Origin of the sequence: Rhodococcus sp. ACS1, assembly GCF_002300155.1 — a bacterium.
Taxonomy (GTDB): Bacteria; Actinomycetota; Actinomycetes; order Mycobacteriales; family Mycobacteriaceae; genus Rhodococcus_F; species Rhodococcus_F koreensis.
Genome location: NZ_NSDZ01000015.1, coordinates 43,487 through 59,067, shown reverse-complemented (window position 1 = coordinate 59,067; position 15,581 = coordinate 43,487). Strand labels below are relative to the sequence as shown.

The 15,581-nt window shown below is 63.5% G+C and carries 18 protein-coding genes; 7 read left to right on the top strand and 11 right to left on the bottom strand.

Going from position 1 to position 15,581, the window contains the following annotated elements; translation table 11 throughout:
- Positions 1–315 precede the first annotated feature (315 nt).
- The 3 genes from CJ179_RS49055 to CJ179_RS49040 form a co-directional block, all read right to left on the bottom strand.
- Positions 316–528, bottom strand: a complete 213-nt coding sequence (locus CJ179_RS49055; RefSeq protein WP_095866341.1) for a WhiB family transcriptional regulator — start codon at positions 526–528, stop codon at positions 316–318.
- A gap of 200 nt (positions 529–728) precedes the next feature.
- A complete protein-coding gene (locus CJ179_RS49045) occupies positions 729–1,760 on the bottom strand; it encodes a glutamate ABC transporter substrate-binding protein (protein WP_095866340.1) in 1,032 nt (343 codons plus the stop codon).
- Positions 1,760–1,969, bottom strand: coding sequence for a hypothetical protein (locus CJ179_RS49040; RefSeq protein ID WP_073366690.1), 210 nt, complete (start codon positions 1,967–1,969; stop codon positions 1,760–1,762). The genes CJ179_RS49045 and CJ179_RS49040 overlap by 1 nt, the downstream gene beginning before the upstream one ends.
- A 296-nt stretch (positions 1,970–2,265) precedes the next feature.
- On the opposite strand from CJ179_RS49040, the gene CJ179_RS52430 reads away from it, so the two are divergent.
- Together CJ179_RS52430 and CJ179_RS51175 are read left to right on the top strand one after the other, a co-directional pair.
- On the top strand, positions 2,266–2,736 hold the full coding sequence (locus CJ179_RS52430) for a helix-turn-helix domain-containing protein (protein ID WP_095864392.1): 471 nt from the start codon (positions 2,266–2,268) through the stop codon (positions 2,734–2,736).
- Positions 2,625–3,407, top strand: coding sequence for an IS630 family transposase (locus CJ179_RS51175; RefSeq protein ID WP_218834862.1), 783 nt, complete (start codon positions 2,625–2,627; stop codon positions 3,405–3,407). The genes CJ179_RS52430 and CJ179_RS51175 overlap by 112 nt, the downstream gene beginning before the upstream one ends.
- 110 nt (positions 3,408–3,517) lie before the next feature.
- On the opposite strand, the gene CJ179_RS49025 is transcribed toward CJ179_RS51175, so the two are convergent.
- Both CJ179_RS49025 and CJ179_RS49020 read right to left on the bottom strand, forming a co-directional pair.
- Positions 3,518–4,447 (bottom strand): IS3 family transposase, encoded by a 930-nt coding sequence (locus CJ179_RS49025; RefSeq protein ID WP_095866339.1) that lies wholly within the window; start codon positions 4,445–4,447, stop codon positions 3,518–3,520.
- Complete coding sequence (locus CJ179_RS49020) at positions 4,444–4,752, bottom strand: transposase (protein WP_095866338.1); 309 nt, start codon at positions 4,750–4,752, stop codon at positions 4,444–4,446. The genes CJ179_RS49025 and CJ179_RS49020 overlap by 4 nt, the downstream gene beginning before the upstream one ends.
- Positions 4,753–4,880: 128 nt before the next feature.
- On the opposite strand from CJ179_RS49020, the gene CJ179_RS49015 reads away from it, so the two are divergent.
- Complete coding sequence (locus CJ179_RS49015; RefSeq protein ID WP_143549081.1) at positions 4,881–5,303, top strand: hypothetical protein; 423 nt, start codon at positions 4,881–4,883, stop codon at positions 5,301–5,303.
- Between the two features lie 25 nt (positions 5,304–5,328).
- On the opposite strand, the gene CJ179_RS49010 is transcribed toward CJ179_RS49015, so the two are convergent.
- A complete protein-coding gene (locus CJ179_RS49010; protein ID WP_073366689.1) occupies positions 5,329–5,640 on the bottom strand; it encodes a helix-turn-helix transcriptional regulator in 312 nt (103 codons plus the stop codon).
- 146 nt (positions 5,641–5,786) lie between these two features.
- Between CJ179_RS49010 and CJ179_RS52425 the strand changes: the two genes are divergently transcribed.
- Positions 5,787–6,110 carry a hypothetical protein gene (locus CJ179_RS52425; protein ID WP_143549080.1) on the top strand — a complete coding sequence of 108 codons (324 nt, stop codon included), beginning with the start codon at positions 5,787–5,789 and terminating at the stop codon, positions 6,108–6,110.
- A gap of 321 nt (positions 6,111–6,431) precedes the next feature.
- Here the strand turns inward: CJ179_RS52425 and CJ179_RS49000 are convergent, their stop codons facing one another.
- Both CJ179_RS49000 and CJ179_RS48995 read right to left on the bottom strand, forming a co-directional pair.
- Positions 6,432–7,577, bottom strand: coding sequence for an acyl-CoA dehydrogenase family protein (locus CJ179_RS49000; RefSeq protein ID WP_095866336.1), 1,146 nt, complete (start codon positions 7,575–7,577; stop codon positions 6,432–6,434).
- 58 nt (positions 7,578–7,635) lie between these two features.
- Positions 7,636–8,838: a CaiB/BaiF CoA-transferase family protein gene (locus CJ179_RS48995; RefSeq protein ID WP_257016390.1), complete on the bottom strand. Its 1,203-nt coding sequence runs from the start codon at positions 8,836–8,838 to the stop codon at positions 7,636–7,638.
- A gap of 323 nt (positions 8,839–9,161) precedes the next feature.
- On the opposite strand from CJ179_RS48995, the gene CJ179_RS48990 reads away from it, so the two are divergent.
- Positions 9,162–10,121: a LysR family transcriptional regulator gene (locus CJ179_RS48990; RefSeq protein ID WP_095866388.1), complete on the top strand. Its 960-nt coding sequence runs from the start codon at positions 9,162–9,164 to the stop codon at positions 10,119–10,121.
- Positions 10,122–10,145: 24 nt separating this feature from the next.
- Here CJ179_RS48990 and CJ179_RS48985 read toward each other — a convergent pair whose 3' ends face one another.
- Positions 10,146–11,564, bottom strand: coding sequence for an MFS transporter (locus CJ179_RS48985; protein ID WP_257016389.1), 1,419 nt, complete (start codon positions 11,562–11,564; stop codon positions 10,146–10,148).
- 890 nt (positions 11,565–12,454) lie between these two features.
- On the opposite strand from CJ179_RS48985, the gene CJ179_RS48975 reads away from it, so the two are divergent.
- Positions 12,455–12,637, top strand: coding sequence for a hypothetical protein (locus CJ179_RS48975; RefSeq protein WP_073366685.1), 183 nt, complete (start codon positions 12,455–12,457; stop codon positions 12,635–12,637).
- Positions 12,638–13,228: 591 nt separating this feature from the next.
- On the opposite strand, the gene CJ179_RS53900 is transcribed toward CJ179_RS48975, so the two are convergent.
- Both CJ179_RS53900 and CJ179_RS51995 read right to left on the bottom strand, forming a co-directional pair.
- Positions 13,229–13,924, bottom strand: a complete 696-nt coding sequence (locus tag CJ179_RS53900) for an FAD-dependent oxidoreductase (RefSeq protein ID WP_095866335.1) — start codon at positions 13,922–13,924, stop codon at positions 13,229–13,231.
- A gap of 494 nt (positions 13,925–14,418) precedes the next feature.
- Entirely contained in the window at positions 14,419–14,658 is a 240-nt protein-coding gene (locus CJ179_RS51995) for a hypothetical protein (protein ID WP_073366683.1), read from the bottom strand.
- Between the two features lies 1 nt (position 14,659).
- Between CJ179_RS51995 and CJ179_RS48965 the strand changes: the two genes are divergently transcribed.
- The gene (locus CJ179_RS48965) at positions 14,660–15,523 is read left to right on the top strand and encodes a pentapeptide repeat-containing protein (protein WP_179377973.1); all 864 of its coding nucleotides are present in this window, start codon (positions 14,660–14,662) and stop codon (positions 15,521–15,523) included.
- The last annotated feature ends 58 nt before the right edge of the window (positions 15,524–15,581 follow it).

The window sequence follows — 15,581 nt, the reverse complement described above, 5'->3', positions numbered from 1 at the left end:
CATCTCGCGATCGTCCCCGGCACGAGATATCAGCCGAACACGCGCAGCGGCTGAGGTTGGAGCCCGGGGATGTCTACAGGCAGGAGACGAGGACCCACGGCGATGCCGGCGTTCCGGACCTCGTCCTCGTCGCCTTCTGGGAGGACACCCGGCGAGGGCGGTTCGACGAGTAGTTGGGGAACTATGTGTTTCGTGCTAACCCGCGTACATATCAGGTTGTTGAGTCGGCGCCCTCGGCACCTGCTCCGTGTAACGTTTTCCACCGAGGTCAGCGTTGCGGTGGCCGCCAGCACCGTTGACTGGAGTTGGTATCACTCAACTAGTTTGGGGTTCCGCTGTTTGGTGAGTGCTGCGGTCCGCTTCGGACATTCCGCGCCAGATCCCGTAGGGTTCGACCACTGTCAGTGCGTGCTCACGGCACGCGTCGATGACCGGGCATTGCTGGCAGATGAACTTCGCCACCCGGATGCGGCGTTCCCTCGCTTGCCCGCGTTCTCGATCGGGATGGAAGAAGATCGAGGAATTCATCCCGCGACACGCTGCTCGCAACTGCCCCGGCGCAGGGGCTTCGATACGAGTGCCGACACGGACGAAACGAACTCGCGCTCATGCTGATCGACGGCCGAACGGCACCGGCTCTGACGGTGGTGCGCTCGGCACCACTCGACACCGAAGGATGGGCACGGGATGCGGTGACCCGGTCTCGGTGGGCGAAGATTCGTTGCCGCTCAATCGCGATAGGTTGCGGGGGGTGGGCCCGCGACGGGTCCGAGCGGTCCGGCCAGCCACCGGTCGTAGATGCGCATCCAGGTGCCGTCCGCGCGGATGCGGTCGAGGGTGCCGTTGACGAACCGCACCAGGTCGTCCTTGTACTTGTTGACACCGATTGCCCAGTGCTCTTCTCCCTCGAGTCGTGGCCCCACGATCTGAAAATTCGGGTCCTGGGTGGCGAGCCCGGCCAGGAGTGAGTCGGAGGTGCTGGTCGCGTCGGCCTGCCGTTTCTGCATGGTGACGAGGCAGTCGTCCCATTCGGGGACGGCGATGATCGTGGCCTCCGGCGCGACCCGCTGGACGGTGCCGAGCGAGGTGGTGTCGATGAAGGTGCAGACCCGTTTTCCGGCCAGGTCCGCCGGTCCGGTGATGTCGGAACCCAGCGGGACCAGAATACGTTGGAAGGCGCGGACGTACTCGGTGGAGAAGCCGACACGTTGAGCGCGTTCGCAGTTGATCGAGAAGCCATGGGCGACGACGTCGACGTCGTTGTGCTCGAGTGCGGTGAACCGGCCGGCGGAGGTGAGCAGCCGGAACTCGATCCTGGTCGGATCGCCGAAGATGTCCCGGGCGATTTCCCTCGCCATGTCGATGTCGAGGCCCTGCAGGGTGTCGGTGGTCGGGTCGCGGAAGCTGAACAGGTTCGTGTTCTGGTCGGTTCCGACGATCAACCGGCCGCGGGCGGCGATCTCGGCGAGTGACCCACCGGGCGGCATCTGCCCGGGCGGGGGCTGCGGGCCGGGCCGCAGGCTCGCGAGTGCCCCGCACGACTCGGGCGGTGGTGGTTCAGGCGGCGGATTGTTCGTGGGCGGGATGATTTGGGCGCCGTTTGTCATCGGTCGTGTGGTGTAGGTGCCCGCAACGGCCGGGGTGAGGGGGTCTGGTGCGGCGCAGCCGGCGACGACGGCGACGGCGGCGACGGCGAGAAGGCCGACGAGGTGCCGGGCACGCGGTCTCGCCCCCGGTCTCGGAAGCCTCACGTGCGTCATCAGTGGTACTCGTTCAGTCGCGGCCAGATCCCCCCGCCGACGGCGAATCCGCGGGACACGCCGATAACCATGCTACCGATGGCCAGCGTCGTCATGTCGGTCTCGATGTCCCGGTGTGCGGCCCGCCAGCCGTCGAGGGCGGTCACCGCACTGTCGATGTCGTGGGCGGCGGCGCGCCCGCGCGGACCGTCCTGTTGGGCGGCGAGCATGCCGGGCGCCTGCGCATGCCCCGCGTAGTCGATCTCCGACTGGTGGTGTCGGAGCCTCGTTGCATGCCCCAGACGACCATCAGTAGGTGTCTGTCTGGGGCCCAATATCGCGTTCCCGCCAATCGGAACTCGGCGTGTCGGCCAGGTTCAGATCAACCGATTATCGGACAGTCCCGAGTCGGCACTGATTGGGCCGGCACGGCACTAGTAGCGTGTCGCTTCTTAGCTCTGCCCTGTTTCGTTTAGGTTGGGGGCGGCAGACTTCACCTTCCCCTCTGCCGGTCAGGACTGTTGTCATGCCTTCGCAGAAGAAGCGTCCGGTGACGTTGAGCTCGGCCGATCGTGAGTTCTTGGAACGATTGACCACCACCGGGGTGCATCCGGCCTCGATGATCCGACGGGCCCGGGTGTTGCTGGCGCTGGACACCTCGGTCGGGGAGGTCGATGAGAAGAAGGTGATCGCAGCACGGTTGGGGGTCTCGGGTGAGACGGTGCGGCTGGTGGCCAAGCGGTTCGCTGAAACCAGTCAGGACGTGGAGGCCACGATCGGGCGCAAGCAGCGTGACCTCCCGCCGGTCCCGTCGCAGATCACCGGCGAGATCGAGGCCAGGTTGATTGCGTTGGCGTGCACGCAACCCCCGGCGGGACATGCCCGGTGGTCGCTGCGACTGCTGGAGAAACACGTCGCCTTGGTCGACGACATCCCCGACCTGGACCACTCGACCATCGGCCGGATCTTAAAAAAACGAAACTTCGTCCTCACCTGAAGAAGTGCTGGACCATCCCACCAAAAGCGAACGCGGAGTTCGCGGCTCGGATGGAAGATGTCCTGTCGGTCTACGCCCGCCCCCACGATCCCTCTCGCCCGGTGGTGTGTATGGACGAGAAGCCCTACCAGCTCCTCGCTCACGTGCGTGACCCGATCCCTGCAGGCCCGGGGCGCGACCTGAAGGAAGACTCCGAGTACGTGCGGCACGGGACCTGTTCGATCTTCTGCTGGGTCGAGCCTCTGGCCGGATGGCGGCGTGCCGATGCCCAGCCCCGGCGCACCAAAGTCGACTGGGCTCGGCAGGTCAAAGAGCTACTGTGCGTGGACTACCCGGACGCGGAGACGGTGGTGCTGGTGATGGACAACCTCAACACTCACGGCATCGGATCGCTCTACGAGGCCTTCGAGCCGGCCGAGGCGTTCGCGCTCGCACAGAGGCTCGAGATTCACCACACCCCCAAGCACGGCTCGTGGCTCAACATCGCCGAGATCGAACTCTCTGTGCTGACCCGTCAGTGTCTGGGCCGGCGCATCGAGGACCTCGAGACCCTCAACGCCGAACTCGCCGCCTGGCAACGGCAGACCAATGCCGATCAACGCCAGGTCCAGTGGCACTTCACCACCGACGACGCCCGCATCAAACTCCGCCACCTGTATCCCAAAACTTAGCCGCGACGGTCTACTAGTTGGAATCGGGCGATGGGCAGGACCGACCGGGCCAGCCGGGTGATCGCGGCGCCACCGGCGACTGAGATTCCCCCGTTTCTCCGGAGACCTTTTTATCTGGCTCCGATGAGCTTTGATTGGATGATATCTGCCTCCTGCCTCGCTGACCGGTCGTGGTAGGCGAGTTCGTATTCGTCGGGTGACAACCCGCGTAGGCCGGCCTGAATCCTGCGCGGGTTGTACCAACCATCGATGTAGCGGAACAACGCCGCCTCTGCCTCGACTCTGGTGGCGAATATTCTTGCAGGCCAGTAGATAAGCTCGATCTTGAGTGTCGACCACAGGTTTTCGGCGAGCGCATTGTCGAAGCTGTCCCCGACACTTCCGGTGGACGGGGCGATGCCCGCGTCGACGAGCCGCTGGGTGAACCGAACCGCCGTAAATTGACAGCCCTTGTCGCTGTGGAAAATCAGCTCCCCGCCCCGGACATCGCGGGAGAACAGGGCATAGTCGAGCGCCGAGAGCACCAGGTCGGTGTCCGCCCGCGGGCCGGATCGCCAGCCGACCACCTTGTTCGAGAACGCGTCGCGCACACTCGCCAACCACAACACCCCCTCACCGGTGAGGATCCGCGTCAGATCGGCCACCCACTTGCGATTCGGCGCGGTCGCGGTGATGTCCCGGTCCAGCAGATCCGGGGCGGCGGTGTGCCGCGGATTCTGCTTCGTCGAGCCACACTTCCACCCCTTGCGCAGGTAGGCGCCTCGGCGCCCGTTCTCGCGCATGATCCGCTCGACCCGTTTGCGGCCGACCCGCACCCCGCGGCGGCGCAGCTCCAGCCACACCCGCGGGGACCCGTACGTGCCCGCGAACTCGTGTGAGGCGCGGATCTCGTCGATCAACGCCAGCAGCTCGGCGTCCTCACGCCGGCGCCGAGCGGGCAGGGTTGCTCGCGCCCGCCACTCGTAGTACGTCGACGAGGCGATACCCAGGACCCGCAATACGAGACCGACCGAGAAGTCATGCGCACCAATGAAACTCATGACCTTCTCCGGGTCGGGTCGATCTCCGCAGCGAAATACGCGCTCGCCGCCCGCAGCACCTCGTTCACCCGCCGCAGCTCCGCGACCTCCCGGGCCAGGCGCCGGTTCTCCTCCATCATCGCCGTCGACGGCCGGTCGTCGCGCTCCCCGGCGTCGGCCTCGGCCTGGCGGATCCAGTTCCGCAGCGCCTCCGGGTGCACGTTCAACTGCTCGGCCAGCCGCCGGAGCACCGGCTTCGGATCCGACTCCCGATACAACCGCACCGCCCGCTCCCGCAGCTCCGGCGGATACTTCCTCGTTCCCATGATGTCCTTCCTCGGTCTCCATATAAAACCTGGTTCGGAAGTGTCCGGGAAACCGGGGGAATCTCACGACTGTCTACCGTGCCCTCCTCGGCAGGGAGGCCCTCGAGGCGTGGTTGTCGCCGGACGGCATGCGCGGGCGGGTCGAGCGGTGGGATCCGCGGCCTGGTGACGGGTTCCGGATGGTCCTCATCTACCTCGACGACACCGAGCGTCTTCACCCGCAGGCGTGGGCTGCACCGGTGACGTCGGACCGGCACGAGACCGAGGGGCAATTCAGCTTCGATGTCCCGGTGTGCGACCCTGCCGGCGATCTGTTTGTGCGACTGGCACTCGTGGTGCGGCACTTCGTCGCCACCGGGTACTTCACACGGGGGTCGAACGCGTTCGACCCCCCCGGATCGACCGGACACGTCACCCGAACCCCGGTAGTGGTGCTACGTACCGAGGACGACGATCGACACACCACCCGACTGGCACTTCCCGGCTCATCGGTCGCGATGCGACGACGCCGTCCGGGTTCAAACCTGCAGTGGAGTGGCCCATTCGGCTGAGTGGGCCGCAGCGCTGGGTAGCAGATCAGTGCTGATGGTCGGCGCCGACGGTGTGCAGCAGCGCGTGGACCGTGGCGTCGATCAATCGGTATCGCACGAGCCGGCCATGACGTGTCGCGGCCACCCATCCCTGCTCACGCAGCAGACGTAACGCCTGCGACAGCGCGGTCGGCCGCATCCCCACGGCATCTGCGAGGTCGGATACGCACAGATCCGGTTCGTGGTGCAGATGGTGCAGGATCCGCAGCCGATTCGGATCCGCCAGTAGATCGAATCGCCGGGCCCACTGATCGAGATCCTGTCCGGCTATCGGCACGGCCACTGTTCGCGTGGGCATCCTCGGGTCTCCTTGAAGTCAGCTCTGTCGGTGCATGCCGGATGCTAACGCCGGCCTTCACCACCGGCCCGAGTTCGACAATCCGGGGAGACGACTGATGTGCAACAGGGACCCGGGTGTCACGGACGCTGAGAACTATTCCAGCCATGGCAGATTCATCAGGAGGCTCGCATGACCGACTCGGCAACTCACCACGACAGCGCATCACGGAGCTCTACCAGGACCAATCAGCGCACGTCGTGGCGTCCTGCGGGATCGCGTATTACCTGACCCCGTGCTTAGACGCGTCGGGCAAAGGCTCGATGGGTTCGATCGTGTGCCGGTCCTGCTATGAGGAAGTCGACTCCCTGTTCGCCTTGGGATGGTCCGTCGCTGACGACAGCGACTGGGCCAGGTTCCGTAGCCACATGCTAGCCAACTACCCGGTCTCCGCCGAAACGGTGGACCCGATGCGCGCTGCGGCGTTGTGATCTCCAGGTGATCTATCTGAGGGTCCACACGTGCGGTCTCGTTTGCGACCGGATCACTCTCACCGGGTTCGCCTCGCCTCGGCTTGGGCGGGACTGTCGTTGCAACTAGGTGGTGATGTGCAGGTGCTGTGTCACCACATCGGTCTCGTGGGCGGGGGCACGTTGCCCATCGTCGACCACCGCAGCCACTATCAAACCCGCACCCGAAACAAGACTCAGCGGCACGCGAAATCGAGGTTAACCTGTCGGTCTGCCGACCGGCGGGGTGCGCGGTCAGCAGACCGACAGGTCGATACGGAAAAGTGGTGCGTTGGTGGCGTTTCAGGCGAGTATGGACGGGAGTTCCCGCGCGAGGTTGCGCTCGTGAATCTGCGAGGCGCCCTCGTAGATGCGCAGGGCACGGACGTCGCGCCACATGCGCGGCACGGCGTGATCGCCGACGATGCCGACGCCGCCGAGCACCTGAACCGCACGATCTCCGACTTCCGATGCCATCTCGGTGCAGTACAGCTTTGCCGCGGAGATGCGGTGCCGGGGCGGGGCGCCGAGATCGAATTCGCGGGCGCAGTCGAGGATCATCGCGCGGCCGGCCTCGAGTTCCGCGTAGCTGCGTCCGAGCATGGACTGCACAGCACCGAACTCGGCCAGCGGCTGCCCGAACTGTTCCCGCTTCTCGGCGTACTGCATTGCCTCGGTGAGCATGCGGGTCGCCTGCCCGACCGCGGTGGCGGCTACGTGCGTGCGGGCCTGGTTGATTCCGCGCATCGCGTGCTTCATGCCCTTGCCCGTCACTCCGCCGATCAGCCGGTCGCTGCTCACGCGAACACCGCGCAGACTGATCTCTGCCACCGGTCCTTCGGCGTGACCGTTCATAAGTTCCGGCAAGCGGGTCTCGACACCGGGAGTGTCCCGATCGACCAGGAACGACGAGATCTCGCCGTCCTCGGTGCGAGCGAACACCAGCAGCACATCGGCCCACGCCGCGTTGGTGATGTAGCGCTTCTCACCGTCGATGACGTACTCGTCGCCCACGCGCATTGCGGTGGTGAGCACGGCAGATGCGTCGCTGCCTGCCTGCACCTCGGTGAGCGCGAATGCCATGACGCAGTCCCCGGCAGCCATCGCGGGTAGATACTTCTCACGTTGGGCGTCGGTGCCGTACTCGAGCAGGATCTGCGATGCCAAACCGATACTGGTGGAGAAGCGTGAGCGGTATACAGCGGACGACCGGGTGAATTCGAAGGTCAGCAGCACCTGCTGCTCGATCGTCCAGCCCAAACCGCCGACACTGGTGGGCAGAGTGATCGCGAACAAGCCGACCTCGGCAATTCGCTTAAGCAGATCTGCGGGAACTTCACCGGCAGCGACCATTTCGTTCTCACGCGGAATGAGTTCGTTGTCGGTGAAGTTTCGAATCACCTGGCGGTACGCCTCGAAGTCGAGGGTACGAATGTGCGGCTCGATCATGTCTATCCTTCTGTAGGAGTGTTCTGAGTGGAGGTAATTCGACGATCCGATGCCGATCTCAGCGCTGGGTGCGCACCACGGAGTCGACTTCCAAGTCTGCGATCTCGCGTTCGCTGTAACCGAGCTGCCCCAACAATTCGGCCGTATGCTGCCCCAGGTCCGGTGCACCGAGACCACCCTGGTCGGACACGCTGCGCAGGCTCCATGGCGACTTGAGCGAGGTGTAGTGAACCCCGTCCGCAGCTTCGACATCGATGAAGAGCCCCGATGCCTCCACATCCGGATTCTTGCGCACCTCGCCGTAACTGCTGATCCGCCCCGCCACCACACCGTGCACGCCGAGCTGATCCATGGCGTCGTTACTGGTGATCTGGGCAAACGCCGGACGAAGCTCCGCGAGCAACGCCGCGCGGTTCGCAACCCGTGACGGATTGTCCACAAATCGCGGGTCCTCGAGCAGGTCACGACGCTCGACGAATCGGCACAGTGCAGCGAAATGTGCAGGCGAATAGGCAGATAGAACTATCTCACCGTCACGGGTTGACATGACCTCGGCGGCCGGGGCAACACTCGGCTGACCATTTCCCTTGCGCATCGGTTCGATCCCGGTCATCAGGTACTCACCCCAGTTGGGTCCCTGCAGATGCACCGCTACCTCCAGCAACGACACCTCCACCTCGTCACCCACACCGAACCGCAACCGGCGGATGTAGGCACCGAGGATTGCCTGGGCAAACACGTGTGCGGCAGCCGAATCCACTACCGGGAACCCGACGCGCTGCGGTTCGCCGTCAGCCTCACCGGTGACCCACATGATCCCGCTCTCGGCCTGCGCCGCGATATCGAAGCCGGGCCGTTCCTTCGACGGGCCGTGCAGTCCGAAACCACTGACCGTCGCGTAGACGATTTCGGGATGAGCAGCCCGCACCGCTTCCGAACCGAGGCCGAGGCCGTCCATCACACCCGGCCGCAGGTTCTGCACGACTATGTCCGCACTCGCGATCAATTCGCGGGCGATCTTCAAACCACGCGGATCCTTGAGGTCGAGCGCGATGTCCTTCTTCCCACGGTTGTACGTACGGATGATGGCCTCGCCGTACTGCCCGATGATGCGGCAGGACTCCCCGCTCACCGGTTCGACCTTGATGACCTCTGCGCCCATATCGGCGAGCACCTGCGTTGCTGCGGGACCAGCGACGAACTGGCCGAAGTCGATCACCCGAACACCGTCCAACGGCTTGTTCTCAATGGGCTTGTTCACCGGGAAACCTCCACTCGGGCTTTCATTTTGGTCAGGTCACGCTCGATCGATGCCGTGAGCGCGTTAGCTACATCACAGCGAATTATCGGCGAGGCATCAACCGGCAATACGCTGTCGGACCATACGCTTTCGCCTATATGTCCTGGTGAGGCGCTTGACTCTCTCGGAGGCCCCGGTCGGGCCGCGCCGCTGGGCGACCGTGATCGATTGCGCCGCGTCGGCTATCGGGCTGTCGAGGTGCGGCTCGAACTCCGGCCGCACTCGTGCCAGGTCTGACATTGCCGTATGAGACGTAAGGGCAGCGTGATGGGATGATAGGCCGCATGGACATCCGACAACTTGAGTACTTTCTCGCTGTTATCGATCATGGTGGAGTCAATCGGGCAGCTGCGCAGTTACATGTCGCGCAGGCGTCGTTGTCGCAGGGCGTCCGGGCGCTGGAACGGGAGTTCAAGCTGAGCTTGTTCCACAGAACCGGCCGAAATCTTGTGCTCAATCCTGCCGGTCAGCTTTTGGTGGAGCCGGCGCGGAAAGTGCTCGCGGACCTGGTTTCCGTGCAGGACATCATGCGCGGTGCCCGCGAACTGCAGGTCGGTTCCATAACGATCGGGACCATGCCAGAAGTGTCCAGCGAGGCCGTCGCTGCGTGGAGTGCGTCGTTCACTGCGTTGTACCCGGATATCCGCATCGACTTGTCGGAGTTCGGCGACGCCAGGGAAGTGTGCGACGAAGTCTTGGCGGGACACTGCGAGCTCGGATTCACGGCATTCCCGATCCCGACCGAGAATCTCGAGTGCACCGAGTTGGGGTTGCAGCGGCTGCTACTGGTGATGCCTCCCAACACTTCTGTCGACCGGTCGGCTCCGTTCGAACTGGCAGCACTGGACGGTGTGCCTTTGGCGGTCAGCAGTGTTGCTCTGAGCGAGAACGACATCGTTGCCTCGGTATTGAGGCGCGAGTCGGTGGTTCCGCTCATCCGTGCTCAAGTACCGAATCGCCATGCGCAGCTGACACTGGTCCTCAACGGCGCTGCCAGTGCGCTTTTGCCGCTGCGGATGGCGACGGTAGCGCACAGGCTTGGGGCGGTTGTCGTCGAAACCGATCCGGAAATACGTACTCCGTTCGGAATCGTGCACCGGCCGGGTGCATTGAATCCGGCGGCTCAGAGTTTTGTGATCCAGTCGCACGCTGCTCTGGTCCGGTGGCGAAAGGCCATCGCAGAAAATCAGCGATCCGGATTGTCACTATTGGAAGCGTCGATGCTCGCAGACAACCTGCCGTAAGGGCGTACAGTTTTCATCTGGTTCTTATGCCGGCCGAGCCTCTTCTGCCGCGTATTCTGCGGTCAACTGCACGAGCCTGGCCTTGGCCTTCTCAGGGTTGAGCATCAGACCGCCGACAACTCCGAATATGCAGACGATGATTCCGACGAACATGAAGCCGGTCGAGTAACCCTGGGCTGCAGTAGGTGCATGATCGACGATCCGTCCGAGCCCGTAGGGCGCTACGATTCCGGCCACACTGTATGCGGCGATGATGCAACCGAAGAACGCGACCCGCTGACGAGCTGGCAAGAAGTCGGAGGCTCCGGCAAAGGCTACGGAGGTCGCGACGCTGTTGACCGCGAACGCGGCAATCACGAGGACCAACTGCAGCGGTCCGGGCTGAAGCTGAGTGAACATGATCATCGAGACACCGCCTGCCAGTAGGTATCCGCCGGTGACATACCCACGAGCGACGTTCGACGAGTGGCCCTTACGCAACAGACGACCCGACAGCAGAGCTGCAGAGAGCAGCACCACAACCGCCGCAAAGTACGGGAGCGTCACCAGGGTGCCCACCGAGCTTGCCGAATATCCGAGCCCCTCGTTCATGTAAGCGGGCAGCCAGGCAACCTTTAGCGAGGAAACCAGGTAGCCGGCAAAGGACAGAAGGACCAAGCCCCAGAAACTCTGCAGCGTCAGCAGACGACGGAACGGAACCACGATGTTGCCGTTGGGGTCTTCTACCTCCGAGTCACCGTCGACCGCGGGTTCGTGCGAACGCTTGAACGGCAGCTTTTCCGTGTACCAGAACCAGACGATCACCCACAGCGTGCCCAGAGCTGCAAGGACCGCAAAGGCAGCGTGCCACGACCACGACAGGATCACCCAGGTCAGAACAGGTGCCGCAATCAAAGGGCCCACCGAAGACCCGGCATTGACGACTGCACCGGCCGTTGCACGCTTCTCCGGCGAAAAACGATCCGCGACGATCGACTGGCACAGAGCGTGTGCCGGACCTTCGAAGAAGCCCAACGCGATACGGCACGCGAGGAGGACGCTGAACGACGTCTGAACGGTCAGCGGAAGCATGGTGACTACCCAGCTGATCATCAGCAGGCCGGCACCCCAGGTGTACGAGATCTTGCGGAGTGCGGCGGTGAGTACGACCGCTCCGATCGCGAACAGCCAGAAGAATGCGCTGCTCAGAAGTCCGTACTGGCTTGCTGTCAGACCCAAATCCTCGCGAATCTGATGACTACCCAGCCCGATCGCAGCCTTGTCGGCAAAATTTAGGGTGAAGAACAGGAACAGAAGAACGACAACACCCCACGCACCCTGGTTGACCGGGCGGCGCGACCGCCGTTGGCCTGCCTCGCTCGAATGGGTTTCGGCCATCACCATGAAGATCCTCCGGATGTCTGTGCTGCGGTACTGGTCGCTGATGGCGCGAATGTGATCCACACCATAAAAGCGTTGGCTTCATCCCAACGAAATACAGGCAATGCATCAACCGGCAATAAGCTGTCGGACCATACGGTTCTGCCTATGTCAGGGGCTCAGAGCTGTCTTTGGGGCTTGCCGTCTGGTTGCTGTAGCGGTGCATTGGTGGGCGGTTCGATTCGGATCGTTTACCGGATGCCGCCAGTGGGCCGTGGTGGGACGACGTTTGAAACGACGACTAGCTAGTGGCTGTGTAGTCGCACACCTGCGGCAAGACGCGTACTCAACCGAGCCTCATCCGAACACTGACTCGGCCACGGGATGGTCACGGCGTCGAGGACAGCGCGCAGGTTCGGACATGGTGGCCACGGAGACCACCGGCGGCACTTCGCTGAGGTCGGCGACCGTACGGCGCGCTCTCGGCGGCATACGCGGTCTCTGTTCGGCGCTCCTCGAGTCGAGGATCCTCATCACCACGGGGTTGGCCGGGTGTGCGGATGGCGTGGGCGGGTGAACTATGCCGCTGCACGATTGCTGCTGCGGCCGGACGAGGACTGGGCGGTGGTCTTGATGCCGGCGAGGTCCGAGCCGATGCCTGGCTCGGTCATCGCGATGGCGGTCATCATGTCGCCGCCGATGAATTCGAGGGGCAGCCACCTGCTTCTGCTCCTCGGTGCCCTACCTCAGGATGTAAGGCAGCACCAGGCCGTGTGCTGTCAGCGGTCACGTAATTCCCAACTTATCATCGTGTCATCGGTCCGTGGTCGGGTTAGCTGCCCGTAGCTTTCCGTAGCAGACCGGGAGGGCATGGTCCCGGCGACCACCGGGCCGACCCCGGAAAGACCAAGGGCAACGGTTCCTCCGGGCACGGCAACCGCTACCTGGCCGCAGCCTTTGGTGAGGCCGCCGTGATGACCCGCAGGACCGACACCTTCCTCGGTGCCCGCTACCGCCGGCTGGCGAAACGGGGAAAGAAACTCGCCGTCGATCGCTCCATCCTGGTCGTCGCCTGGCACCTGCTCTCCGACGAACAGGCCACCTTCCACGACCTCGGTTCCGATCATTACACCCGCCACATCCGACCGGATACCTAGAAACACAATCACATTCGGCAACTCGAAGCGCTCGGCTGCACCGTCACCCTCACCCCGGCAGCCTGATCCGAACCCCCGATCCGAACCTCATTAGACCACCTCACGCGGGCATCACAACGCGTGTCCCGACCGCACGCACCTCACCCCATTTTTGGATCAGAGCCTGAGCAGTTCGGTGTTCACCCTGCGCTGGGCGATGTAGCGCGCCTCATACACGAGCCGCTTGATGCTCTCGAGCGTTGGCGGCGTAGTCGGTAGGGACGAGGGAGGACATTCCTCGACGCTAATGGTATCGGCTGACCCCGCCGGTATCGCGGGGATGCGACCCAGCTGGAGATGGGCTAGAGCGGCAGTGGAATCGGGGCCACTGGCCGGGTCCGTTTGAGGATCGGAAGCCGGTCACCGATAAAACCTACGAGCGGTACTGCGCATTGTTGGCGCGATGGGGGCGGAAGAGCGGAGAGGTACGGCCGGATCTGTTCGAGCTGTGGCTGTTCGCCAACGGGGGAGCTGGATCAGGCGAGCAATGATGCGGGCCTTGGTAGCTCCACGAACTGACGCGTCGGGAATCAGCGTAAGAGAAGCTTCCAATCACACCTGATTCCGCTTGCTGCTCGTGAAGTCCTTCAAGTCGAATCCGGTGGCGGTGACGTCCGAGGGTGATGGCCGGGAGTTTGATGCCAGGACTCGTCGGGCGGCCAGGTGTACAGCTGGACTGTTGAGCGACTCGACGCAGGTCAATCTGTCATCTCGGAAGCGGAAGATTGAGAACTTTTTGGCCGTCGGGTCGCTGTGCGTGATCGAGTAGTCGGGTTGATCCGCGATGCCGGCGATCTGCAGTTTGAGTGAGCCTTGGTGGCTCCAGAACCAGGGGGCCTCGCGATACTCGGTGGGAGTTCCGGTGAGCGTGCGGGCAAGCGTCCAGGCCTGATCGACCGCGTTTTGAACGGATTCGCGCCGACTGGCCGTTCCGGCGTACCGGCACGGGAAGGACGCGCAATCGCCGATGGCCCAGACGTGCGGATCCGAGGTGCGTAGATAGGAGTCGACATCGATACCGGTGGTGGTGGCCAGGTCTGCTGCCGTGGCCAGTTCGGAGTTCGGTTCGACGCCTATCCCGATCACAACCAGGTCGGGCGGGTAGCGTTCGCCGCTTCGGCCGAGCGCGGCGCGTACCCGGGAACCGTCGCCGTCGAGCGCGGCGACGGCTTCGGTGAAGACCAGCCGGATCCCGGCTGCCGAATGGGCGTCGGTAAAGTACCGACGAGGTGCTCCTGAGACACCCAAAAAGTAGGACCGGCGTGTCTCGCCGGCGTGGATGACCTGTAGATGCCCTTCGAGGTGGTGGACCTACCAGTTGGATGGTTCAAGGCGTTGAAACCCGATCCTTGGCAACCAGCCACGGCGTTGCTGCTGCTATGCGAAGGCGACCTCAACGACGTCCGGCCGCAGGTCCTCGCAGCGGCACGTCAGTTCGCGGCGGTCGGATGAGCGAACACTGACCTCGCCCTCGCGTCCCGGTCTGCTGCATCCACGTCCACGGCGCTGCCGCGAGGCGAGGTTGTCGGTGGGGATGAGATTCCCGATCCGTGTGGGGCGTCAAACGAAGCTACTTATGCTCCGGGCTGACCGGAATCGAACCATCGCGGTCCGACGCGATTCGCCCGTGTACGCCGGGACATAAACACAGTTCCCCGGACGCGACGGTTTTCGTCCCCGGCAATTGCCTGCCGAAGCGCAGACGCCCGACAGGTGTTTCGAGCACCTAACGATCAGTGACTTTAGGGGTTCGAAGAGGGACGATTAAACAGACCGGTCTTCTTCATCTTCAGCACATCGGCGGTGACGTCGTGGGGAATCATGGATTCTGTGACGGAACCACCGTCGAACGCTGATGGGGAATCAGTGATCCCTCCCGCAATTCCGCCGAAGATCTCCTGGCGGAAGCCGTCGACATGGGTACCGAAGCAATCGGGCCCCCAGCCGGCCTGGTGGTTCAAAGATGGCGTATTCGCGGTCATAGTGGGATTGCTGGTCTTTCTGTTCCAATCGTCTTTCGAGGCCCAGCGTGAGCTGACGAGTAGTCGCGACGAGCTAGTACGCGCTTTTCGTGACCAGGTCAGCACGCAGGAGGGCGTCATCGACCGGTCCTACCGCGAGATGCGGGGGATGAACCTATCGGGCATCGAACTTCCGGGGGCGATCCTGCGTGACTCGGACCTTAGCCACATCGTTCTGAGTTCGGCCGACCTCACCAACGCGGACCTCACACGGGCCAATCTCGATGGTGCCCAACTGCAAAAGATCACTCTCAGCAACTCAAAGTTGAATGGCGCCTCGATTATTGGTGCGAACCTGGAAGAAGCAGCACTAGATTGCCCGCTGAGTGGCGACGACAGCTGGCTGCCGGGTACCCGTAGCTGTAAGACCGAGAACGATCAGAAGGACGTCGATGAGAAGGTCGTCGATCGGGAGATCGACACAAGATTGCTGCTCGCGGATCTCACGGGCTCCAATCTGCGCTTCGCGAATCTCGAAGGTGCCGACCTGTGGTCGGCCACAGTTGCGGGAGCGGATCTCCGCGGTGCCAACATGCACGAAACGAAGCTAACCAACCTGCATGCCCAAAAGGCTCGACTCAACTGCATAGAAAACCCTGAGCCAAACCCCGACCCGGCAGCCCCGAAGAAGGATCAGTGCGTGGATTTGAGGGGAGCAACCCTGTGGGATGCCGACTTGCGGGGTGCGAACTTATCCGGCGCGGACCTCACCGGCGCCCGATTGAACGGCGCAATTCTAGGTAACACAGCGTATGACCGTAACAGGCTGAGGAACGTTGTCCTGGGCGACGCGAATCTCACCGGCACGACGCTCGTCGATATCTGACCCGAAAATAGGATTGGTGAGTGGGCAGGCCGAAGGCACCCGGCGGAGCCGGGTTATG